Genomic DNA, 21,036 nt, shown 5'->3' with positions numbered 1-21,036 from the left:
AGATCGCTTCTTCATTCGTACCTCTCTCATTTGCAGCAGTCAATTTTTACATTTATTTTTGTCGTGTGCGATATAATCATAGAAGATATAAATAAGTAACTTATGAATTTTTACGATTTGAATGTAAAGACGCCTCAAGGCAAGACCATTGAAATGAGTAACCTGAAAGGCAAGGCAGTTTTAATTGTCAATACAGCAACAAAGTGTGGTCTGGCACCCCAGTTCGATGGGCTGGAAGCTTTGCATCAGCAGTATAAAGATCAGGGACTTGTGGTATTGGGTTTTCCATGCAATCAGTTCAGGGACCAGGAGCCTGAAACCAATGATACCGTGGAGGAAAGCTGCAGGATCAATTTTGGTGTTACCTTCCAACTCACTGAGAAAGTAGATGTAAATGGTGAAAATACCCATCCGGTTTTTGCTTACCTTAAAAAGCAGCTAGGTGGCCTGTTTGGAAGCGGGATCAAGTGGAATTTTACCAAGTTCCTTGTCACTCCCGAGGGCAAGCCTTACAAAAGATATTCTCCAACCACCAAGCCCGCTAAAATTGAAAAAGACATCAAAAAACTGCTGAAAGTTTAATGAAAGAAAAGAGTCACTTGCTTTTAAAGGAGCAATTGTGTTTCCCCATATATGCAACATCACGGATGGTGACGCGTCTGTATCAACCCTGGCTGGACAAGCTGGGCCTGACCTACCCGCAATACCTTGTCATGCTGGTATTGTGGGAGGAGCAGAAACTTACCGTAAGCCAATTGTGCAAGCGCCTTTACCTGAATACCAATACTGTTACCCCCCTGCTGAAAAAGCTGCGTGACAAAGGTCTGGTAGCAAAGGAGCGCTCAACGGAAGATGAAAGGACAGTGCATATTGAACTCACCCAAAAAGGAGATAAGCTAAAATCACAGGCGGAAGAGATTCCCGCTAATCTGGTTGAAGCCATAGATATGCCCCTGGAAGAACTGAAGCAGATGCGGGAGCTGATGTGGAAATTCTTATCAAAATTTGACTAACAATGCCCCGGGTACAGGTTGCCGTGTTGCCATGCATGGCTTCATTTAATCCGGGAATTTCATTTTTTGCGCTAAAGGTTTAGTATTTCACATAACCTTCTTTATCTTTAGCCATCTATATGCGCAATCTGCCCTGTTGTGCATTTTAAATCATTATTTATTATAAAACTACGCACCAATGAAATTACACATTGTAGGGGCACTGTTGTCTGTTGCCCTGTTATCTTGCAACGCAAAAAATGAAACGCAATCAACACTTGAAAATCAGCCGGCTAATGAAGTTAAGCCTGTTGAAAGTGAACAACCGGCAGTAACCGGTACCTGGAAGCTGCTCCATGCCCGGATAGTAAAGCAGGGAGATACCACCTACACCGATTATACCCAGGGAAAGGAGGCGTTAAAAATGCTGAACGGTACGCACTTTTCATTTTTTCAACATGACCTTGGCCAGGGCAAAGACTCCGCAACTGCGGTATTCGTATCCGGCGCAGGCAGGTATACCCTTGAGGGGAACCGCTATACCGAGTACCTGGACTATTGTACCTATAGGCCTGCTGAAAATCATAAGTTTGAATTTGACATCACTATAAAAGGAGATACCCTTATTCAAAGCGGCTTCGAAAAACTGGAGTCTGATGAATTTGGTGTCCACAATACCGAAACATACATTAAAGTCAGCGAAACAGCGGGCTGATAGATGATTTGCCTCTCAAGGGCAGATGGCCGGTGTTTTTATTAAAACTTCCGGCCATCTCCTGACGTTTAAGGCTGACATGAAGATAATTGAAAGCACTAAGGGGGATTTCCTCATTTCCACGGATAAAGCCAGGCTCGATATAGAAGCCATTCATGATTTTCTTTCCCGTGAGTCCGGTTGGAGCAATGGTATTCCGCTTGAGCGAGTGAAACTTTCCATAGAAAACTCCCTGGCCATAGGCATGTACGACAGGGACAAGCTCATCGGTTTTGCCCGTGTTATTTCTGATTTTTCCACCATCGCCTACCTGGGAGATGTGTTTGTGCTCAAAACATACCGAGGCATGGGCCTGAGCAAGTGGCTGATGCAATTTATCATGGAACACCCCAACCTACAGGGGCTGAGGCGCTGGATACTCCTCACCGACACGGCTCCCTGGCTTTATAAAAAGTATGGGTTTGAACCCCTGAAAAAAACCGAGCTGTATATGGAAAAACATAACCCGGATGTTTATAGGGTAAATAATGGTGATGTTGAAAGAGTGAACCCTTAAGGAATACCCACGTAAAACCTTATAATTGTTCATCTTTTTAGCTTTATACCCCATGAATAAAGAAGAATACTTAAACAAGATCGGCTATGAGGGAGTGTTGGAGCCTACCCTTGAAGTGTTAAAGCACTTGCAGAAAGCGCATCTTTTGAATATACCCTTTGAGAACCTTGATATACACTTTGGCCATTACATCGAACTTGATGTAGATAAAATTTACCGTAAGGTTGTGGCTGGTAGCCGTGGAGGCTTTTGTTATGAGCTTAATGGGCTTTTTTATGAATTGCTCTTCGCTTTGGGCTATAAAACAAAACGCATTTCAGCGAGGGTATTTGATAGTAAAAAAGGTTATTCCAAAGAATATGACCATTTGGCTGTCATCGTGGAAATTGATGGGGATGAATATCTGACTGATGTAGGGTTTGGGGAATTTACTTTTGCTCCTTTGAAAATAGAGCCCGATAGCATCCAGCACGATGAACGCGGAAACTTTATGGTTGATATGCTGGATGAAAACTGGTTTCGTGTAAGCAAAATAGAAGGTAAGCAAGTCGTGCCCCAGTATATTTTTAAAAATATCGACAGGGCCTTCAGCGAGTTTAGCGAAATGTGCCAGTATCATCAGTCGAGCCCTGAATCACATTTCACTCAAAAAAGGTTGATTTCACGGCCTACCGAAAATGGAAGGATCACCATAACCGGTAACAGGCTTAAAATTAAAGCAGGGGAGGAGGTAACGGAAACCGAGCTTGATGATGAGGCTGCATTCGACCGTGAGCTATGGCACCACTTCGGAGTGAAGGTTAAGCATCAGCCAGGGTCCGTTAATTGAGAGATAAAATTTCATAGCTCATTTACAATATTCCATTTTCTGACCCCAAAAAGCCTGTCAGGTAATTGCAAAACGGAGAATATTTCTCAGTATATTGTATCAGTATCAAACCCCAAATACCATGGCATATAACGAACATTTGGCTGAACGCATCCATCAGGTATTCAGGGAAAAGCATATTGCAGTGGAGGAAAAAAAGATGATGGGCGGATGTTGCTTTCTCATGAACGATAAGATGTGCATTGGCCTTGACACGGATAAAAAAACAGGCAAAGACCGCCTGATGGCGCGTGTAGGGCCTGAGGCCGAAGCAGAAGCGCTGAAGAAAACAGGCAGCAAACCCATGGATTTTACCGGCCGCCCCATGAAAGGTTATGTATTTGTGGATCCCGAAGGCTTTGATATGGATGAAGACCTGGAATACTGGATCCAAAAGACCATAGATTTCAACCCTTTCGCCAAGAGCAGCAAAAAGAAATAAAATTTTACTTACTGAATATATCACTTCTGAAATTTCACAATCTTTGGAAGTCTGACCAGAATATAGTTATGAAAAAATACATGGTAGTGGAAAGGTTTAAACCTGGATGCTTCAACAAAGTTTATGACAGGTTTAATGAAAAGGGAAGGATGCTCCCTGAGGGCTTGCACTACCTCAACTCATGGGTAAATGAAAAGGAAAGTATATGCTTTCAACTGATGGAAACCAACGATGAGTCACTGTTTAAGTTATGGATCGATAAGTGGGCAGATTACACTGATTTTGAAGTGTTTCCAATTGATTGATCAGAAGAATTTGTCTGTTACTTCGTTACAACCATTTTGTCATTTAAGGTGTCTTTAGATTTACTGAAAACCAAGTATTATGAAAAACCTAAACAACGTAATTTTTCTGCTTCTTTTAGTAGCGGCAATAGCAGTTTCCTGTAAAGATGATGACGTAGATTGCTGTACCATTGTGGACACCACAATCATCATGAAGTTTGTAGATGAGAATGGTGTAAACCTGCTCAATGATATTGCTGAGCACGGCATTGAACCGGCAGGTATTGTACTTTACTACAAAGTGAACGGACAATGGGAAGAGTACTTTGAAGCCAATCTGGATGCACCGAAGGGCTACCTGACTACTGAAGAATCCGGCGATGCATTTTTTATCTTATACACCGATCCCAGCTACTCTGAAAACAACATCACTGAAATAAAAATACAATTCACTGAAGACCTGTCAGGCATCTTAAAAGCCGAATTTACCCAAAACGGAAGCAATGTCACCTGCACAAAAGTCTGGTACGACGACGAACTGAAATGGGACCAGACCAGCCAAAGTGAGCGGTCTTTTACGGTTGAATTATAAGTGAAAGGCCTCCAAGGTTTTCGAAAACCTTGAAGGTCTGAAAATTATATCATGTTCTGTGACTAAATAAAAAGAGAGGATTATAAAGCTGTGTTTATAGTTTTAATTTAATCCCAAAAGTCATGATCAGAACCTTCATAATTCTTGCCTTATTGCTTTTTGCTGCCCGTGAAGTTCATAGTCAGAATAAATACTCAAGCATAGATTCGCAAGCCAGGGAGCTAAATACCAAGTCGAGAAATCTAAAAGTTATTCATAGAAAACTTACCAGGAACCTGACTTCAAACGAAATGAAGGTCAGAAGCTTTTATGTATGGATAGCAGAAAACATCGAATATGATGTTGATCTCTTTTACAACAGGTCTAAGCTGAAAAAATTTTATCAAAGACCTTTGAAATCTCGTCTGAAAAGAACTTTAAGAGAGAGGTCAGCAGTGTGTGGAGGGTATTCAGAGCTTTTTAGAGAGCTCTGCAGGCTGTCCGGTATTCCGGCTGAAATAGAATCTGGCTTTTCTAAAATTGAGCCACGTAATATAGCTAAACAAGGCAAGGTTGACCATGCCTGGAACAAGGTTAAGATTGGAAATAAGTGGAGGCTGATAGATGTAACATGGGGTAGTGGGTATGTTAGTAAAAGGCATTTTTTTAAAGATTTCAGAGAGGAGTATTTTTTTACTGACCGTAGAAAATTCTACCATAATCATTATCCGGCGAAGTCATCTATTCCTTTTAAATCCATTGGTTTTACGAGAAATGAGTTTATTAATTTTCCCTTGGTTCATTTCGGCTTTTTTCGGTGGATCAAATCACTTGAGGGAGACTCAAAAATAGGGGAGAAGGAAATTTTAGAAGGAGAGACGGTTTACATCTCATTTATTAAAGATGGACCAATCGGAACTGTTTGGATTCGTAATGCAGGTAGTCCCAGTTTTAGGCCTGAGGTGGTCAGAGATGGAGATTTATGCACTATTGCCATAAAATTTGATGAACCAGGTTATTATGAACCTACCATTTCAATCAATACAATGCCGGCATTGACCTATAAAGTTATTGTCCGCGAACGGGAAGGTGTTGCTTCCATTGTCAGATCTCCAAGGTTTTGAAACCTTGGAGATCTAAACCAAATGAAGAAATCTAAAAAAACTATTGAGCTTTCAGCACTTTATCCGTCTTCACATCCATTATTTCCAAATCTTCGCCGGCAATATCTTCCCAGCGGTAGAATTGGAAAGTCTTGTCATCAGACATGGCTACGAACAGGCCATGTTTGAAGCGGTCGTTGAGCGGCAGGCTGGTAACGTCGCTGCCATCACTTTCCGAAGTTGATACATCTATACTTTTAATGAGTCTGTGGTCGTGAGGGTTATTTTCAGAACCTTCCCTGCTAAAGATATGGAACTTGTTGGCCTGCTGATCGGATACTATAATGTAGCCTTTGCCATTTTCAGACTTAAAAATGGATATGCCTTCGTGATCCCGGGTGAACTCCCCATGATTGCCAAACAGTGCCAGTTCCGTATTAGAGCTGTCAGGGTGCGCATAATATTTGCGGATGCCGTAAGTTTCATCAGAATAATAGACATACCCCAGCTCATTGTCTACAGCAATGGCTTCGATCTCTTCCTTGCCACTAAAGGCGCCAAACTTCCTTACAAGAGTGCCTTTCAGATTTCCCTGGCCATCGTCTTCCAGCAGGTACTGCCATAAGTAAGTGCCATCAGGGCCGGTCTTCCTTCCTGCAATGGCATAAAGCTTACCACTCTCAGGGTTTTGATAAAGGGCAACACCCATAGGCTCACGCAGCTCCTCGCCCTGGAAAATCTCAATACCACCATTGTCAACCGGCTTCATGGAAGGAAGCGCGAAGGCACGCAGAGAGTTGGTATATCGCTCTGTACATACAGCAATATCCAGGGACTCTCCACCGATCATTACGTTGTAGGCAACATCCACATTGTTAGGACGCTTGATATTCTCTACCGTTTTATCCTTGATAATGTTTCCATCCAGATCATAAACATACAGTGCGCCGATGCCTTCCTCATTGCCTTTATCCGTGCCTATGATCAGGCTCTTTGAAGCATCATCAGGATTGATCCAAATGGCCGGGTCGTCCGTGTCATTGGCGGCGGGTTGGGTCACTACCACCGGTTCCAGTTTTGTGCTTACCACCTCAGGGGGAGTAGCCTCCTGAGCAGGCTTTTGGCTGCACGATGCGAATATGATAGCTATTGATGATATATAGATATAGTTAAATTTCATTGTATATGTTTTCATTAAAAATACCAGTCCTGAGCCCAGGCAAACTCAATACTCATGACTCAGGACTAACTACTAATTTTAGTTTTTAAATAAATCAAATTTTACCCCTGCGTTGAACCTGGCATTATAGTACTCCATCTGCATAGTGCGCTCTTCAATGCCCTGATAGTAACGCAACGGCTGGTTAGTCAGGTTGTTGGCTTCGAAAAAGAACCTCAACTGTGGCGTAAATGCATATGAACCATTGATGTCAACAAAAGTCTGTTTGTCATAATAACGGTCAGAAAATGCATCACCACCTACTTCATCGATATAGTCGCTGGAATGGTTGAGCGAAACACGCAGTACCAGCTTTTCGGTTTCGAATGATAATGAGGCATTGAATAAATGATCAGCCGTACCGGGCAGCTCCAGGCTTTCCCTGGGCTCACCGTCCTCATTGGTTACACCGTCTGCCGTGGAGTGGTTGTAAGTATAGTTTACATAGATGCCCAAACCTCTCCAAATACCAGGCAGGAAGTCGAGCTGGCGCTGGGCAGATACTTCAACCCCGTAAAGGGTAGCTTTACCACCGTTTTGAGGCTGGAAGTAAGTGTCGAAAGTCTGTCCGCTCGTAGCGTCGTTATAATCCTGTGTTTGATTGACATAAATAAAATCATTGATGTCCTTATAGAAAAAGCCTGCCGATAATATTCCCACTGAGGAGAAATAATGCTCACCCATAAAGTCAAAATTCATGGAAGAGGTTGGCTTTAGCAGCGGATTGCCGACCGTCAGTTCATTGTCTTCAAGATTTACTTCCCTGAAAGGCACGAGGTTGTAGTAATTAGGCCTTGCAATGGTGTTAGTCCAGGCCAGTCTAAGGATGGTATTGTTGGTAACATCATATTTGAAGTGGAGGCCGGGTAATATATTGGTATAACTGTCTTCATCCGTAACAGAAGATATGCCCGCAACGTCTCCTTCCTCATCCAGGATCAACTCATTACCGGTGTACTCGATACTGGTGTTTTCCATTCTTAACCCACCGATAACAGATAGCTTGCTGCTAAACTGATGGTCTACCATAGCATAAGCGGCAATGATATTTTCGTTGGCTACAAAGTTGGCCGGGAGGTATTCTTCCGGTTTGTCCTCACCTTCAAATTGGACGGCATTGTTGAAATTTAACGAGCCCAGCCATTCCGCACTGGCCAAAACACCAGTCTGATAACTGCTTCCTGCCAGGAAGTCCGGGTCGCTCATATCCTTGTTGGGCACTGCATCCAGTGTTTCAAATTCATCATCGACAAACTCATACTCCATAAAAGTATTCTTACGGGATTTCTCTTTCAGCCTTAGCTTACCACCAAATTTCAGGAATGAAAACTCGCCCATAGGAAGCTGCAGGTCCAGTCTTGAGCTCCAGTCAGTTTCTTCGGTAAGCTGGTTTTCCTCCGTGAGTTCATCCAGCTCAAATAGTGAATAATTCTGAAGGGCAGGATCATTTCCACCCAATGAAAAACCATCACCACCTGTAGGTCTCAGCACTGGCTTTTTAGGATTTGATATATCCTGGATGAACAGCATACCCTGAGGTTCGTCTTCACCGTCTACTTCCACCTCGGGCTCTGCCGTGTACTGCACATACCTTTCGTTGGGTCTCTCTTCAGAGGCTTTTGCATAGGTGGAAGACCAGGAGAGCTTGATATTGCCAAGCAGGTGGTCTCCGCCTAATGTTATATTCCTGACCCTTTGGTCTTCTAAGCGGGCATTGTCGTTTCGGCCTGAATCTATGCCGCCCTTGGTTTGCCGGTCTATGGCTTCTACGAAAGAGACACCGTTTTCATCAGGTTCGCCAATATCTTTAAAAGTTACCCTGTACCTGTTTTCCCAGTCGTCTCTATGGTTGTACATGCTTTTGAGGTACAACGAGTGGTTGTTGTTGATCTTATAGTCCAGAGCAGCAGAAAGGCTTCTTCTTACCCTTCTTACCTGATATTTGCGAATATCAAGCTCCTCTATGTAAGCACCGTTATCACCTTCGGTCCATTCCGCCTCTACGTTGTCAGAGCCAAAGTCATGGTCATTGTATGAGCCGCTCACGATCACGCCAAGTTTATCATCAAAGAGCCTGTCACCTATGATAAGGCCACCTGTCCAGATAGGCTTTTCAGAAAGGAAGTTATACCCGCTGGCCAGTGTGCCTGAGATCCTTAAGCCACCGGGTGCAGAACGTGTCACCAGGTTTACCGCGCCACCAATAGCATCGGCATCCATGTCCGGAGTTACTGCCTTGCTTACCTCAATGGTCTGGATCATGTCAGCCGGGATAAGGTCCATCTGCACCCTGCGGTTATCACCTTCTGCCGAAGGGATGCGCTCGCCATTGAGCATTACCGAGTTCAGCTCAGGGGCCAGGCCACGGATGATAATATCCCTGGCTTCCCCCTGGTCGTTTTGCATGGTTATACCAGGTATCCTTTTGATGGCATCTCCGATGTTGGCATCAGGAAACCTTCCTATCTGGTCAGAAGCTACCACATTGGTAATATTTTGATTCGTTTTTTGCTGGTTAAGTGCCTTGGCCTGACCTTTTAAGCGGTCACCCATGATCAGGATCTCTTCACCAACCAGGGTGCCGGGTTCCATAGTCAGGTTAACAGCTATAGTCTGGCCTGCCTCTGCTACTACAGGCTGCTCATAAACCTGGTAGCCAATGAACGATATTTTAACCCTATGCTCTCCCGGAGGCACATTCAGGATTACAAAGTTGCCCTCACTGTCGGTGATAGCGCCAACATTGGTGAGGTCGGCCAGCATTACCGCAGCTCCGGGGAGCGGAAGGCCGTTTTCATCCAGCACCCTGCCGGTGATTTTGCCTTTGTCTTCGGCATTTAACCTGAACCGGCTTTTATCTTTACTGACGATGATAGCGTAATTGATTTGCTTGAATTTTACATCAGCGTCTTCCGCAATCCTGGTCAGCAATTCACCCACTGTTTTATACTCGTCGCGTATATCTACTTTTGCATCCAGGTCAACCTGACTCGGGCTGTAAGTGAAGCTAAAATCAGAGTTGGCTTCTATTACGGTAAAGAACTCTGAAAGGGAGCCCTTTTTCATATCTGAGTTAATCTCCACTTCAAATACACTTTGCGCAGACATACCAGAGGCGGCCAGCGTACTAAAGAGGATTATCTGCATGGCCAGGCCATACAGCGTGTACTTACTGTACACCTGAATTGCTTTCAGTAAGTTTTTTTTCATAGTTTTAAGTGTTTAAGGTTCATACTTTTTCGGTGTTAACTTTAAGCGCCGGGTTAGTTGTTTGTCAGGCATGCTAACCCGGAAATCATCAATGGAAAGCCCTTGCCCAATTCATGGGCGGGGCTTTTTATTTACATTTTCCTTTAAAGGTTATTTTTTCGTCCTTTTTCTCGTAGCGGATACCGGTACTCAGGCTGATGGCTTCGAGTACATTCACAAGGTTCTCATTTTTATACCTTCCGGTGATCAGGCATTTTGACTCCTGCATGTTTTTCAGGTCTACCTCTACGCCATACCACATTTCCAGCTTCTGTTTCACCTCAGCAAAGGAGGAGGCATCAAACAGCAGCACATTGTCCTTCCAGGCCAGTGTATTATTCAGGTCGATTTTGGTTTTGGATAGTTGCTTGTCGTTTTTTACAAACCGTGCCTGTTCCGACGGCTCCAGGTACACCTGAGCATCGCTGTTGTGCGAAACAGAAACTTTACCGGTAGCCACTGAAACTGTAATTTCCTGATCATGCTGATAAGCCGAGATGTTAAAAGAGGTACCCAGTACTTTGGTTTGTATTTCTTCAGTCATTACCAGAAAAGGCCTGTCAGGATCTTTGGTTACTTCAAAAAAGGCCTCACCCTTTAGGTACACTTTTCTTTCCTGCCGAGAGAATTTCTCCGGGTATCGTATAGAGCTTCCTGCATTCAATTTCACGATGGTGCCATCACCTAGCTGAATGATGGACTTTTGCCCGTAAGGGTTGCTCTTCTCCACCATACTCACCTGGTTTGACTTCAACGAATTGTTTAAAAATAAAACCAGTGTTACCAACATCGGTATGGAGAGGGTGGCCGCCAATTTCATCCAGTAGGTGAAATCAAGAGTCTTATGCCGGGCCGGAGCCTGCTCCTTTATCTTATGGTTGAGCAGGTCAAAACCTTTGACCACGTCAAATTCCATTTCGTTTTTGTATTGATGATAATATGCGTCCATCCATTCGGTAAGGATTTTATGGTTGTTGGCGTCTTTAGAAAGCCATTGATGCAGTTGATCAATGTCATTTTCATTGGCTTCATCAGCCAGGAATTTTATCAGTGCTTTTTCCGGTATCACAATTTTTCTCTTCATCGGTTACTCACCCCTAAAGAGTTTAAAATGAAGTGCGTACCCCTACGCCGGTATGGTTATCAAATTGTTAAACCCGGAATGTCCTGATTAACTTTTGGGTAATGATCGCAACTGATAATGACTGATCTCAGTGCGGATCAGCTTGAGGGCCTTAGCCATCTGGTTTTCAACAGTTTTGATGGAGATGTCGAGGATATTACTGATCTCCTGATAGCTGAGACCGTCTATTTTGTGTAGCTTAAACACTTGCCGGCACTTTTCAGGCAGGGCTTCGTAGGCTTTTTGATAGCGCAGGTTCAGCTCATTATAGAGCAGGCTTGTTTCAGGGGTTTCGTGTGAGAGGTACATGCTGCCAAGCTCCGTATGCATACCTGCTGATTTTTGTTCTTTACGGATCACCTCCAGCGATTTGTTCCTCACGGCAGTGAACAGGTAGGCCTTGAGGTTTTTCTTTATATCCAGATGTTTGCAGTCACGCCAGAGTATATAAAAAATGTCTGCAACAAGTTCTTCGACGAGGTCGGTATTTTTTACAATGGAGTAGGAGAAGTTGCAGAGTGTCGAATAATAGCTCCTGAAGAGCATGTCCAGCGCTCTTTTATCGCCATTACGGATCTTCTTAAAAAGTAGTAGTTCGTCTTCTCTGGTCATGACATTGTGCTGCGGAGGTAAAATTTGTAGTTCGGCTCAACATTTTCAAAGTATGTTGATTATGAAATTTTTAAGTTTTGGGAGCCGGGCGATGAAATAAGCGTTAAAAGAAAATTTTGTAGCTTATGGTTCAGAGGGTAGGGTGGCAACAGCCGGCCGGAAAAACCGTATTAGCATTTATGTTTCTAAACAAGTGGCATGATTAGCAAAGCCGCGGAATAAATTAAATGAAGAGAATACTAAAAATGACATTATTGATCATAGTATCTGCAATCGGGCTTGTACTGATCACAGGTGTGCTGTTTGTGAATATGTCTCCGCAGTTCGGAGCGAAAAGTGAGGGAAAAAGTGCTGAGAGGATGAAAAACTCACCGAACTACAAAGACGGGAAGTTTCACAACCTTGAAGAAACCGTGGTTATGAAAAGCATGAGCTATGGCACCATCCCTGATTATTTTACCAATGAGGGAAAAATGCCGGATTGGTCAATACCCGTGGTAAAAGTGTCTTCCGAATATTTTGAAGATCACCCTGATTCGCTCACCCGGCTCACGTGGTTCGGTCACTCTGCCGTGCTGCTTGAAATGGATGGGAAAAAGATCTTTCTTGACCCGATGCTTGGCGAGGTACCTTCACCGCACCCATGGTTAGGATCGGGTAGGTTTAACGATACCCTCCCTTTACCCATAGAGCAGTTGCCCCACCTGGATGCCGTGCTGATATCCCATGATCATTACGACCACCTGGATTATGGTTCCATAGTAGCTTTGAAGGATAAGGTAGATAAATTTTTTGTTCCCCTGGGCATAGGAGCACATTTGAAGCATTGGGGAGTCAGCGAAGAAAAAATAACTGAACTTGACTGGTGGCAGGAGGCGGAGCTTGACGGGATAAAGCTGGTATCTACACCAGCCCGGCATTTTTCAGGCCGCGGCCTTTTCGACCGCTACAGCACATTATGGTGCTCATGGGTAGTACGGGGAGAGCGTAGTAATATCTTTTTCGGCGGCGACTCCGGGTATGACAGTAGCTTTAAGCAAATTGGTGAAAAATACGGCCCTTTTGATTTCACCATGCTGGAATGCGGGCAGTACAACGAGCAGTGGCCTGAAATACACATGATGCCCGAAGAGACCGTGCAGGCCAATATCGATCTGAATGGCAAAGTGATGATGCCCATTCACTGGGGAGCTTTCAAGCTGGCCTTGCACCCATGGGAAGAGCCTGTATAGCGTGCCCTGAAAAAGGCCAGGGAATTGAATGTAAAGGTAGCAACGCCAATAATCGGCCAGGCCATAGTTTTGGATACAGAAATACCGGCATCGGAGTGGTGGAAGAAGTAGTTAGAGGTCTTTTCAAATGACTTATCTTTAACCCTAATGTCAGCTTTATAAATACAAATGAAAAAATATCTGATTATAGGGATTTCCTTATTTGTTACATGGTATCTGTTTAATACTTACCGCATTTACCTGTATTCAACAAAGTACTATGATCAGAAGTCTGACGTCGCCATAGTGTTGGGAGCAGGTACAAATGAAGGTAAATTGTCGCCTGTTTTTAAAGAGCGGGTCAATCATGCCATTAACCTGTACCAACAAGGCATAGTGGATCATATAATTTTTACCGGAGGTTTTGGGGAAGGGCAAAGCATGTCTGACAGCAAAGCGGCTATGTTGTATGCTGTTGAAGAAGGAGTGCCCGAAGCGAAAATGTTTATTGAAGAGAAATCGTGCATTACGTTCGAAAACCTGAAGAACGCGAAGATATTGATGGATAACCATGGAATGAAGACGGCCCTTATCGTATCTGACCCATTGCACATGAAGCGGGCCATGAGGATTAGTGACAGCCATGGGATCAATGGCAAACCTTCTCCCACGCCTACATCCATGTATCGTTCATGGGATGCTAAACTTGATGCCCTCGTTTACGAATCCTTTTACTACAACCTGAATCTTTTATTCAGGCATTAATGACTGGCTATGAACCTGATCACTCATCTGCATGATAAAATTGAAGCGGCGGGGCTTTGGGAAAGTTATCCGGTGCTGAGTCGCAATGAGCATTTAAAAGTAAGGGGAAGTATTGATACCCGATTGTATTATGTAGTCTCCGGTACATTGAGAGTCTATGTGGTTGATGAGTTTGAAGAACACACCATACGATTTGGCTATCAGGGGTCGTTCATTGCTGCTCTGGACTCATTCATCACCGAAAAACCTTCTGACTTTTATATTCAGGCATTGAAAAAGACCGAACTCAAAATGATCTCCAAAGCTGTTTACACGCAGTTCATGCAAAGTGATGCAGAAAACCTTAGATTATGGCATGCCATACTGGAGCAACTGGTTTACCAGCAGATGGAAAGGGAGCGAGACCTGCTTACTTCTTCACCATTGGAACGTTATGAAAGGGTGCTAAGGCGTAGTCCGCAGCTTTTTCAGGAAGTGCCTCATAAATACATTGCTTCTTATCTGCGCATGACCCCTGAAACACTTTCAAGAATTAAAAAGTCTTGATTTCGATCAATGTTTTTCAATCCGGCAATTAAGAGCTTTACAAAAAAAAAGATTTATGAAAACAGCATCAGAAGCATTAATCGCCGATCTCATCGAAAGAACAAGACAGAACCTGAATGAGGCCGAAAAATTCAAAACCCTCACATTAAAAGAGCTGAACTGGAGAAGTGCCAGTGAGAGTTGGAGTATACTGGAGTGTATGGAGCACCTCAATCTATACGGTGATTTTTATCTGCCCGAAATAGCCAAAAGGATGTCTGCAAGTAACCACGGACCTGCTCAACTTTTCAAAAGCGGTGTCATAGGCAACTATTTCGCGGAAGGTATGCTTCCAAAGGAGAAGCTCAACAAAATGAAAACTTTTAAGGATAAAAACCCACTAGGTAGTAAACTCGATATCACCACTTTGGACAGGTTTATTGAGCAGCAGAAGAAAATGCTGGAACTGCTGGATAAGGCGAGACATAAAGACCTGACCAAAACCAAAACGGCCATCAGCATCACTAAACTGTTGAAATTACGCCTGGGTGATACTTTTCGGGTGGTTATCTATCATAACCAACGGCATTTGGTGCAGGCCGCAAAGGTACTTGCCGGCCAAAAGAAAACCAATTTGGCTACAGCATAATGTGCAATTTCAACGTGATTTGATAAACTCTCCATATAGGGTAAAGCAGACCATTTGGAAGTCATTAAAATCAGAATATACAATTTAACATAAAAAATCAGCCTTGTAAGGATACAGCATGTATTCTGTCTGAAAGTCAGTGCAAAAGACCAGTTTATTTTGTAAATTACAAATTGGGTGAGTAGTGTATACTTACGTGAATTTGTTCCGAAAGCCGCTTTTGCACACTCTCTCCCAACAGAATAATTTTTTAAACTTTGTTTCTGATTTTTTATGCTATCAACAATCAAAAAAGGGCAGTTACTGCTTGTATTGCTGCTCATCACTTCAATTGCCTATGCGCAAAATGACACATTAAAAACAACGCTCAAATGGCACCAAAGACAGTCCTTCAAAATAGCTGCCGTACCTATGTTTCTGTCGGCCGCGGCACTGACCACCATGTCGGTAGACCACCACACCGATGTAAGTAAATACAACATTCAGAGCGAATTTCTGGAAGAACCGCAAATGATCCCCACCAATATTGATGACAAGTTACGATATGCTCCGGTGGCTATGGTTTACGGACTCAACCTTGTGGGGATAAATGGAAAGAACAACTTCGGTGAGCGTACCATTATTCTGGCGAAGTCCATTTTGGTACAACATATCATTACCACCGCTATGAAACGCGGCTTCCATATGGAGCGGCCCGGAGGAGGAGGCTACTCTTTCCCTTCTGCCCACACCGCAAGGGCATTTGCCACCGCTACTTTTATGCACTATGAATACAAAGACGTGAGCCCCTGGTATAGCGTGGCAGGTTACTCTTTTGCAGCAGCTACAGGTGCCCTCAGAGTTGTAAATAATCACCACTGGCTTCCCGATGTATTAGTAGGTGCAGGAGTAGGCATCCTCAGTACCAAACTCGTGTATCTCACCCATAAATACAAACTGACTAAATGGCTCGACCGATGGGGTGATAAAGATAAAAAAGAGAACAGGCTAACACTCTTGCCGTCCTACACCGGCGAAGGCCCGGGAGTTTATCTGAACTTGAAGCTATAGTTAGGGGCTGGTTACTGGTTTCTGGCTTCTGGTGTTTTGAGAGATTACTACTTTGCTGGGAATCGTTGAGTATTCAGTGATCGGTTTTAGGGTAGCCGGAGGCTGTGTCCAGTACATTCTATTTGCCGATTACTATAATTTACCGATTATCGCTCACTACACCTGCCGCTAAATACACTGCGGCTCATATTGACTAGCATTGCTAATTACTATTGCGCACCAACTCCTCCCTTGAGGGAGGTGGTCGCAGACCGGAGGGTGTCCTGCACGGACTTATAAAACATCTGCTGGTTTGGATGGTAAATACTGCAAATAATTTGATTTCTGCCCCTGAATTTACCGATTACTATGTGCCGATTACCGCTCAGTAAACCTCTAGAGACATCTGTTAGGAAGTGATATGGGTATGTGGTGTAACTGCAAATAGTGAATTGTATTAGTACTTTGTGGAAGTACAGACGAAAGCAGCTATTTAACCAATAGTTCGCACGGATCAATTTCCAACGCCTCAGCTAGCTGATAAATCATTTTGAGAGGAGGTTGTTTTACATTATTTCTGTAGGCTATAATTGTTTGTTCGTGCTTATTGACCTTCCTCGCCAATTCAGCAACACTCACCTCTTTCTCAGCCATTATAACCTTTAACCGGTTTAATTTTTCCTTCATCTTACGGGTAATTATATAGTAAATATACTTTAGGTGTATTTAAATATTCAAAAAGGTTTTGAAATGTTTGGAGTTAATATACTTTAAGTATATTTTTAAATTCTTTAAGTATATATTAGAATTGTATGAAACATTTAAAATTGATAAATATTAAAAACCAGGCGCAATTCGAACAATTTGTAGGACAGTGTGCAATTGAGGCATTTTTCCTAAGAAAGGCTGAATTGGACGAAGACCTTGTATTCTTTTCAAGGCAAATTATAGGAGCTAATTCTGCGGCGTTGGAAAGCTTTAACAATGCTTATCCGGATTTAACAGAATTAATACAACAGGTTAACACCTTCTTTTTAGAGTTGTCAAAAAAGACATTTGAAGAAAAATAACTAATGAGGGTCTAGAGGCTATAATTTCTGTTATGGCTCATTGTAACTACTTAAATACACTGGTATTATGAATCACTATTGCGCACTAACTCCTCCCTGGAGGGAGGTGGCCGCAGGCCGGAGGGTGTCTTGCACGGACTTATAAAACATCTGCTCATTTGGATATAAATACTACAAATAATTGGATTTCTGCCCAGAAAAGCGCAGAGTCCTCTTCGAGAGACATCTGCTGGGAATAGTTAGTATTCAGTGATCGGTGTTAGGGTAATCGGTGGCTGATAAAGTCTGATTACTATGTAACCGACTACCGCTTACTAAACTTCGAGAGACATCTGCTTGGAAGTGATATAATCCAGCTTTTAACTATGAATTTCACCTTCACCGATTACTAATGCACTGATTACCGATCACTATTACACCGCTTACCGTTCACCAACACACCGCTCACCAAACACACCGCTTTACCCCCGCGCATAATAAATCACAGCGATCAAAATAACTAGCAGTACCGCCCAAAGGATGATTGCTGTACGAGTGGCCCTGGTGGCTTTCGCAGCTTCCCAGTACGTTCGGGGGCGGATGCCCTGGGCCAGAAAGGTAAGGATGCCTGCCAGATTAAGGCAGATGACATTGGTTAGCAGGAGCAATAAAGCCCCTAAGGCAAGGGAATGGTTGCCCGAGCCTAAAAATAAGCCCATGGTTACCAAGGGAGGCATTAATGCTACAGCCACCATTACCCCGATCAGGGCGCTGGAGGCGCCACTTGTAAAGGCAAGCACACCGGCTACACCTGAGGCCAGAGCCAGGGCTACATCGGAAATGGAGATCTCAGTTCGTGCCAAAAGCTCGGAGCTGTACTGGTTGAAATTGATGAAATATCCAAAACCAATGGATAACACCAGGGCTATGAAAAGGCCGGAAATATTGATTTTTAGTGCATCACGACCAAGCTTCAGGTCGCCAAGGGTAGTGGCCAGAGCAAAGGCGACATTAGGGCCGAGCAGTGGAGCAATAACCATAGCGCCAATTACAATGGTAATATTATCACGCATCAGCCCATTGGCGGCCACAATGGTAGACAATACGACCATGGCTATATAGACCCTGCTGAACTTCATGCTGTCTTTAATATCTGAAAACAGCTCCTCCCGGCTTACCCTCAAAAGAGCTTTCTTTTTTTCTTCAGGAGATATTTCTTCTTCGTCTTTTTTTACCTCATACCGGGGTACAGTAGCTTCTACGGGTAAAATTACAGCCTGAAACCCTTCGGCATGGCCACATGTTTTTTCAAGTTCATCGAGGAATGGTTCTGTTTCACCAACCGGCAGCAATACTTTGATGAGGTTTCCTGATTCTCCCGATGTGTCCTTCCAAAAACCTATGACCGCATCGTTCTCAAGGATTTTTTTAAAGCTTTCCTTTTCCGATTCGGGAAGTATGATTTCAACAAGACGTAAAGCCATTTTTGTATTATTTGACCTATAAATTTAAGGGAAAATTGTAATTTAAAGTTATTAAAACCTCTATCATTCTTTCAGAAAACCAACCGATCTGAATGTCAGTGAAATATGATTCCATAGGAATAAATTACAACTGCACGCGCAAAGCAGACCCATACCTTTTGCAAAGGATCTATGCCCATCTTAATCCGGAAACTGACAAGCTGTATCTTGATATAGGGTGCGGGACCGGCAATTATACCACTGCACTACAGCGCATGGGTGTGCATATGATTGGGATTGACCCTTCGGAGACTATGCTGGAGAATGCCAGGGCAGCCGGTATGGAAGTTCAATGGAAAATTGGTATGGCCGAAAACACCGGGCTGGAGAGCGACAGCATCGACGGTATTGTAGCCACACTCACCATTCATCACTGGCCTGACCTTGCCAGCGGCTTTTCGGAACTGAGTAGGGTGATAAGGGACGGAGGGAGAATAGTTATATTTACCTCAACCCCTGAGCAGATGGAAGGCTATTGGCTAAACTATTACTTCCCGGTGATGCTGAAACAGTCTATGGCTCAGATGCCGGCTCTTCATAAAGTAACTGCTGCCATGGAAAGTGCAGGGTTTGCCGTGCTTGAATTGGAGAAATATAATGTAGAGCCAGACCTGCAGGATTTTTTCCTGTACAGCGGCAAGCACAAGCCCGATTTGTATTTGAATCCTGACATCAGGCGGGGTATTTCTTCATTTTCTTCACTGGCCAATGCACTGGAAGTAGAAGCAGGGTTGAAAGCGCTGAAGGAAGATATGCTTTCCGGAAAAGTGGAAGAGGTAATTCAATCTTATCAAAATGACTCAGGGGACTATTTGTTTATTGTTGGTAACAAACAGCGGGTTTAATATTAAATAAAGAAGCCATGGAAGATGTAAAAGAAGTAGGTTTGACCAAAGATGTAGGCTATCAGTTCGGAAAAAGGAAAACATTTGACCTGTCGCTTGAAGATGCTTGGGAGTATATGTTTTCTAATGAAGGCTTGCGCATTTGGCTGGGAACATTGCCGGGCGAGCTGGAATTGCAGCAACCTTTTCAAACCAGGGAGGGCATTGTAGGCAAGCTGAGGCTGATGAAGCCTTTTTCCCATATCCGCATGACCTGGGCGAAGCAGGAGTGGGACAATACGTCCACGCTTCAGGTTAGGTTAATTAAAGCTAAATTTGGCACTACGATCTGTTTTCATCAGGAAAAGCTTCTGGATAAGGCGCAGAGGGTGGAGATGAAGACCTATTGGGACAATGTAATGGAAAAGATAGCTCAAACATTGAGCAAAAATAAAAACTGATAAAAACTGATAGTAATGAAAAAGAAAATACTGGCAATATCCGGTAGTACAAGAAAGCAATCGTCAAACGAGGCAATCTTACAGGTCATAGCAGACTGGTACAAAGATGAACTCGACGTACAAATATATGATGGAATAGATAAACTACCCCATTTTAACCCTGACCTTGCCGGGGAAAACAGTCCGGAAGTGGTAAAGGAGTTTCAGGAGCAGATCAAAAATGCAGATGGTGTGTTAATATGTACACCGGAGTATGTTTTCAGTCTGCCGGGGAGTTTGAAGAATGCTATTGAATGGAATGTGGCCACAACTATCTTTTCCGGGAAACCATTAGCAACCATAGTGGCTTCAGCTTCCGGGGAAAAGGCTTTTAAATCATTGAATTTAATTATGACCACCCTGGAATGTAGCCTTCCGGAAGATTCCCGGCTGCTGATCAGGGGTGTCAGGGGAAAAATAAAAGATGGAGAGATCACGGATGAGGACATTATAAGCCAGCTCAAAAACCTGGTTAATTCGCTGATAGCCTCCATTGAAATGGCTGAGCAGGAGGCATTGGGTAAGGAATAGCCGGCGAATTGTCAGTCAACAACCAATGACCAGCAACCAGCAACCAGCAACCAGTGACCAGTAACCAGTGACCAGTAACCAGTGACCAGTTCAGCCGTACGATTCACAAACTATGTAATGGATGAAAAGCAAGATCTTGTACTTTGTTTTAGCTTATGTTTTATTAATAGTGGTGATGTTTTTATTGCCACCCTTTAGTGCAAGTGACTATAGTCTGGTGAAAAACACTACCAGCCAGTTGGGAGCCCAGTCCACCCCCAATGCCTGGATTATGAATGTTACCTTTGTCGCCCTGGGCTTGTCTGTAATGGCCGCAGGCTGGAAATTTTTAAAAAACTACTGGCTGCAGCGAATAGTACTGCTGGTTTTCGGTGTTTCGTTGGTGTTTGTGGCTATTTACAGTCACGCCCCAATTGATATTACACTTGACTATAGCCATCGCGAGCATCAGATCCATTCAGTGTTTTCATCTGTTAACCGGCTTCTCATTCACCATGTTTGCGTTTTCCATGGCATTTATATTCAAGCACATGTACGACCGGTGGGTGGCGATGTTGGTGGGTGTTTTTTCCATATTGCTCACTACCTTGATGTTCAGTATATCAGATTTTGCCGGCATCTGGCAGCGGATGATCTTCATCATGTCATTTGGCTGGCTTATCTATGTGTTTGGCTCCAAACGGAAAAAGAAGCTTT

The 21,036-nt window shown here is 43.6% G+C and carries 25 protein-coding genes; 19 read left to right on the top strand and 6 right to left on the bottom strand.

The annotated features are described in order from the left end of the window. The first annotated feature begins 102 nt into the window (after positions 1-102). From E1163_RS23875 to E1163_RS23835, 9 genes are all read left to right on the top strand, one after another. A complete protein-coding gene (locus tag E1163_RS23875; RefSeq protein ID WP_155175077.1) occupies positions 103-582 on the top strand; it encodes a glutathione peroxidase in 480 nt (159 codons plus the stop codon). Next, positions 582-1,013 (top strand): MarR family winged helix-turn-helix transcriptional regulator, encoded by a 432-nt coding sequence (locus tag E1163_RS23870; RefSeq protein WP_155175075.1) that lies wholly within the window; start codon positions 582-584, stop codon positions 1,011-1,013. The genes E1163_RS23875 and E1163_RS23870 overlap by 1 nt, the downstream gene beginning before the upstream one ends. Positions 1,014-1,191: 178 nt before the next feature. After that, positions 1,192-1,707 carry a hypothetical protein gene (locus E1163_RS23865; protein WP_155175073.1) on the top strand — a complete coding sequence of 172 codons (516 nt, stop codon included), beginning with the start codon at positions 1,192-1,194 and terminating at the stop codon, positions 1,705-1,707. 79 nt (positions 1,708-1,786) lie between these two features. Next, entirely contained in the window at positions 1,787-2,263 is a 477-nt protein-coding gene (locus tag E1163_RS23860) for a GNAT family N-acetyltransferase (protein ID WP_155175071.1), read from the top strand. 52 nt (positions 2,264-2,315) lie between these two features. Next, complete coding sequence (locus tag E1163_RS23855) at positions 2,316-3,092, top strand: arylamine N-acetyltransferase family protein (protein WP_155175069.1); 777 nt, start codon at positions 2,316-2,318, stop codon at positions 3,090-3,092. Between the two features lie 121 nt (positions 3,093-3,213). After that, positions 3,214-3,573 (top strand): TfoX/Sxy family protein, encoded by a 360-nt coding sequence (locus E1163_RS23850; RefSeq protein ID WP_155175067.1) that lies wholly within the window; start codon positions 3,214-3,216, stop codon positions 3,571-3,573. Positions 3,574-3,641: 68 nt separating this feature from the next. Beyond that, on the top strand, positions 3,642-3,878 hold the full coding sequence (locus E1163_RS23845; RefSeq protein ID WP_155175065.1) for a DUF3303 domain-containing protein: 237 nt from the start codon (positions 3,642-3,644) through the stop codon (positions 3,876-3,878). A gap of 79 nt (positions 3,879-3,957) precedes the next feature. Then, positions 3,958-4,449: a hypothetical protein gene (locus E1163_RS23840; protein WP_155175063.1), complete on the top strand. Its 492-nt coding sequence runs from the start codon at positions 3,958-3,960 to the stop codon at positions 4,447-4,449. 122 nt (positions 4,450-4,571) lie between these two features. After that, complete coding sequence (locus tag E1163_RS23835; RefSeq protein ID WP_155175061.1) at positions 4,572-5,552, top strand: transglutaminase domain-containing protein; 981 nt, start codon at positions 4,572-4,574, stop codon at positions 5,550-5,552. Positions 5,553-5,592: 40 nt separating this feature from the next. Here the strand turns inward: E1163_RS23835 and E1163_RS23830 are convergent, their stop codons facing one another. From E1163_RS23830 to E1163_RS23815, 4 genes are all read right to left on the bottom strand, one after another. Beyond that, positions 5,593-6,711, bottom strand: a complete 1,119-nt coding sequence (locus tag E1163_RS23830) for a phytase (RefSeq protein WP_155175059.1) — start codon at positions 6,709-6,711, stop codon at positions 5,593-5,595. Between the two features lie 78 nt (positions 6,712-6,789). Further along, complete coding sequence (locus E1163_RS23825) at positions 6,790-9,960, bottom strand: TonB-dependent receptor (protein ID WP_246223853.1); 3,171 nt, start codon at positions 9,958-9,960, stop codon at positions 6,790-6,792. 127 nt (positions 9,961-10,087) lie between these two features. Beyond that, positions 10,088-11,083 carry a FecR family protein gene (locus E1163_RS23820; protein WP_155175057.1) on the bottom strand — a complete coding sequence of 332 codons (996 nt, stop codon included), beginning with the start codon at positions 11,081-11,083 and terminating at the stop codon, positions 10,088-10,090. A gap of 87 nt (positions 11,084-11,170) precedes the next feature. Beyond that, the gene (locus E1163_RS23815; protein ID WP_155175055.1) at positions 11,171-11,734 is read right to left on the bottom strand and encodes an RNA polymerase sigma factor; all 564 of its coding nucleotides are present in this window, start codon (positions 11,732-11,734) and stop codon (positions 11,171-11,173) included. 227 nt (positions 11,735-11,961) lie between these two features. Between E1163_RS23815 and E1163_RS23810 the strand changes: the two genes are divergently transcribed. The 5 genes from E1163_RS23810 to E1163_RS23790 all read left to right on the top strand — a co-directional run bounded on the left by E1163_RS23810 (position 11,962) and on the right by E1163_RS23790 (position 15,934). Then, the gene (locus E1163_RS23810) at positions 11,962-12,966 is read left to right on the top strand and encodes an MBL fold metallo-hydrolase (protein WP_246223852.1); all 1,005 of its coding nucleotides are present in this window, start codon (positions 11,962-11,964) and stop codon (positions 12,964-12,966) included. A 168-nt stretch (positions 12,967-13,134) separates the two neighbouring features. Next, positions 13,135-13,710 (top strand): YdcF family protein, encoded by a 576-nt coding sequence (locus E1163_RS23805; RefSeq protein ID WP_155175053.1) that lies wholly within the window; start codon positions 13,135-13,137, stop codon positions 13,708-13,710. 9 nt (positions 13,711-13,719) lie between these two features. Beyond that, on the top strand, positions 13,720-14,256 hold the full coding sequence (locus tag E1163_RS23800) for a Crp/Fnr family transcriptional regulator (protein WP_155175051.1): 537 nt from the start codon (positions 13,720-13,722) through the stop codon (positions 14,254-14,256). 55 nt (positions 14,257-14,311) lie between these two features. Next, positions 14,312-14,884 (top strand): DinB family protein, encoded by a 573-nt coding sequence (locus E1163_RS23795; protein WP_155175049.1) that lies wholly within the window; start codon positions 14,312-14,314, stop codon positions 14,882-14,884. Positions 14,885-15,157: 273 nt separating this feature from the next. Continuing rightward, entirely contained in the window at positions 15,158-15,934 is a 777-nt protein-coding gene (locus E1163_RS23790) for a phosphatase PAP2 family protein (RefSeq protein WP_155175047.1), read from the top strand. Positions 15,935-16,402: 468 nt separating this feature from the next. On the opposite strand, the gene E1163_RS23785 is transcribed toward E1163_RS23790, so the two are convergent. Next, entirely contained in the window at positions 16,403-16,600 is a 198-nt protein-coding gene (locus tag E1163_RS23785; RefSeq protein ID WP_155175045.1) for a helix-turn-helix transcriptional regulator, read from the bottom strand. 125 nt (positions 16,601-16,725) lie between these two features. On the opposite strand from E1163_RS23785, the gene E1163_RS23780 reads away from it, so the two are divergent. Next, positions 16,726-16,983 (top strand): hypothetical protein, encoded by a 258-nt coding sequence (locus E1163_RS23780; RefSeq protein WP_155175043.1) that lies wholly within the window; start codon positions 16,726-16,728, stop codon positions 16,981-16,983. Between the two features lie 461 nt (positions 16,984-17,444). Here E1163_RS23780 and E1163_RS23775 read toward each other — a convergent pair whose 3' ends face one another. After that, positions 17,445-18,446 (bottom strand): TIGR00341 family protein, encoded by a 1,002-nt coding sequence (locus E1163_RS23775; RefSeq protein ID WP_155175041.1) that lies wholly within the window; start codon positions 18,444-18,446, stop codon positions 17,445-17,447. A 92-nt stretch (positions 18,447-18,538) separates the two neighbouring features. Here E1163_RS23775 and E1163_RS23770 point away from each other — a divergent pair, with 92 nt between their 5' ends. The 4 genes from E1163_RS23770 to E1163_RS23755 form a co-directional block, all read left to right on the top strand. Beyond that, the gene (locus tag E1163_RS23770) at positions 18,539-19,330 is read left to right on the top strand and encodes a class I SAM-dependent methyltransferase (protein WP_155175039.1); all 792 of its coding nucleotides are present in this window, start codon (positions 18,539-18,541) and stop codon (positions 19,328-19,330) included. A 17-nt stretch (positions 19,331-19,347) separates the two neighbouring features. Beyond that, the gene (locus E1163_RS23765) at positions 19,348-19,770 is read left to right on the top strand and encodes an SRPBCC domain-containing protein (protein ID WP_155175037.1); all 423 of its coding nucleotides are present in this window, start codon (positions 19,348-19,350) and stop codon (positions 19,768-19,770) included. Positions 19,771-19,785: 15 nt separating this feature from the next. Continuing rightward, positions 19,786-20,340: an NADPH-dependent FMN reductase gene (locus tag E1163_RS23760; protein WP_155175035.1), complete on the top strand. Its 555-nt coding sequence runs from the start codon at positions 19,786-19,788 to the stop codon at positions 20,338-20,340. A 121-nt stretch (positions 20,341-20,461) separates the two neighbouring features. After that, the coding region (locus tag E1163_RS23755) for a DUF998 domain-containing protein (RefSeq protein ID WP_155175078.1) at positions 20,462-21,036 on the top strand (575 nt) is incomplete at its 3' end.

The sequence above is a fragment of the Fulvivirga kasyanovii genome, assembly GCF_009711405.1.
GTDB classification, from domain to species: domain Bacteria; phylum Bacteroidota; class Bacteroidia; order Cytophagales; family Cyclobacteriaceae; genus Fulvivirga; species Fulvivirga kasyanovii.
This window is presented reverse-complemented; position numbering and strand designations above follow the sequence as displayed.

Bases quoted from the DNA above. Each gene is read 5' to 3' on its own strand.
- E1163_RS23875 (WP_155175077.1), top strand. From the start codon at position 103: ATGAATTTTTACGATTTGAATGTAAAGACGCCTCAAGGCAAGACCATT.
- E1163_RS23870 (WP_155175075.1), top strand. From the start codon at position 582: ATGAAAGAAAAGAGTCACTTGCTTTTAAAGGAGCAATTGTGTTTCCCC.
- E1163_RS23865 (WP_155175073.1), top strand. From the start codon at position 1,192: ATGAAATTACACATTGTAGGGGCACTGTTGTCTGTTGCCCTGTTATCT.
- E1163_RS23860 (WP_155175071.1), top strand. From the start codon at position 1,787: ATGAAGATAATTGAAAGCACTAAGGGGGATTTCCTCATTTCCACGGAT.
- E1163_RS23855 (WP_155175069.1), top strand. From the start codon at position 2,316: ATGAATAAAGAAGAATACTTAAACAAGATCGGCTATGAGGGAGTGTTG.
- E1163_RS23850 (WP_155175067.1), top strand. From the start codon at position 3,214: ATGGCATATAACGAACATTTGGCTGAACGCATCCATCAGGTATTCAGG.
- E1163_RS23845 (WP_155175065.1), top strand. From the start codon at position 3,642: ATGAAAAAATACATGGTAGTGGAAAGGTTTAAACCTGGATGCTTCAAC.
- E1163_RS23840 (WP_155175063.1), top strand. From the start codon at position 3,958: ATGAAAAACCTAAACAACGTAATTTTTCTGCTTCTTTTAGTAGCGGCA.
- E1163_RS23835 (WP_155175061.1), top strand. From the start codon at position 4,572: ATGATCAGAACCTTCATAATTCTTGCCTTATTGCTTTTTGCTGCCCGT.
- E1163_RS23830 (WP_155175059.1), bottom strand. From the start codon at position 6,711: ATGAAATTTAACTATATCTATATATCATCAATAGCTATCATATTCGCA.
- E1163_RS23825 (WP_246223853.1), bottom strand. From the start codon at position 9,960: ATGAAAAAAAACTTACTGAAAGCAATTCAGGTGTACAGTAAGTACACG.
- E1163_RS23820 (WP_155175057.1), bottom strand. From the start codon at position 11,083: ATGAAGAGAAAAATTGTGATACCGGAAAAAGCACTGATAAAATTCCTG.
- E1163_RS23815 (WP_155175055.1), bottom strand. From the start codon at position 11,734: ATGACCAGAGAAGACGAACTACTACTTTTTAAGAAGATCCGTAATGGC.
- E1163_RS23810 (WP_246223852.1), top strand. From the start codon at position 11,962: ATGAAGAGAATACTAAAAATGACATTATTGATCATAGTATCTGCAATC.
- E1163_RS23805 (WP_155175053.1), top strand. From the start codon at position 13,135: ATGAAAAAATATCTGATTATAGGGATTTCCTTATTTGTTACATGGTAT.
- E1163_RS23800 (WP_155175051.1), top strand. From the start codon at position 13,720: ATGAACCTGATCACTCATCTGCATGATAAAATTGAAGCGGCGGGGCTT.
- E1163_RS23795 (WP_155175049.1), top strand. From the start codon at position 14,312: ATGAAAACAGCATCAGAAGCATTAATCGCCGATCTCATCGAAAGAACA.
- E1163_RS23790 (WP_155175047.1), top strand. From the start codon at position 15,158: ATGCTATCAACAATCAAAAAAGGGCAGTTACTGCTTGTATTGCTGCTC.
- E1163_RS23785 (WP_155175045.1), bottom strand. From the start codon at position 16,600: ATGAAGGAAAAATTAAACCGGTTAAAGGTTATAATGGCTGAGAAAGAG.
- E1163_RS23780 (WP_155175043.1), top strand. From the start codon at position 16,726: ATGAAACATTTAAAATTGATAAATATTAAAAACCAGGCGCAATTCGAA.
- E1163_RS23775 (WP_155175041.1), bottom strand. From the start codon at position 18,446: ATGGCTTTACGTCTTGTTGAAATCATACTTCCCGAATCGGAAAAGGAA.
- E1163_RS23770 (WP_155175039.1), top strand. From the start codon at position 18,539: ATGTCAGTGAAATATGATTCCATAGGAATAAATTACAACTGCACGCGC.
- E1163_RS23765 (WP_155175037.1), top strand. From the start codon at position 19,348: ATGGAAGATGTAAAAGAAGTAGGTTTGACCAAAGATGTAGGCTATCAG.
- E1163_RS23760 (WP_155175035.1), top strand. From the start codon at position 19,786: ATGAAAAAGAAAATACTGGCAATATCCGGTAGTACAAGAAAGCAATCG.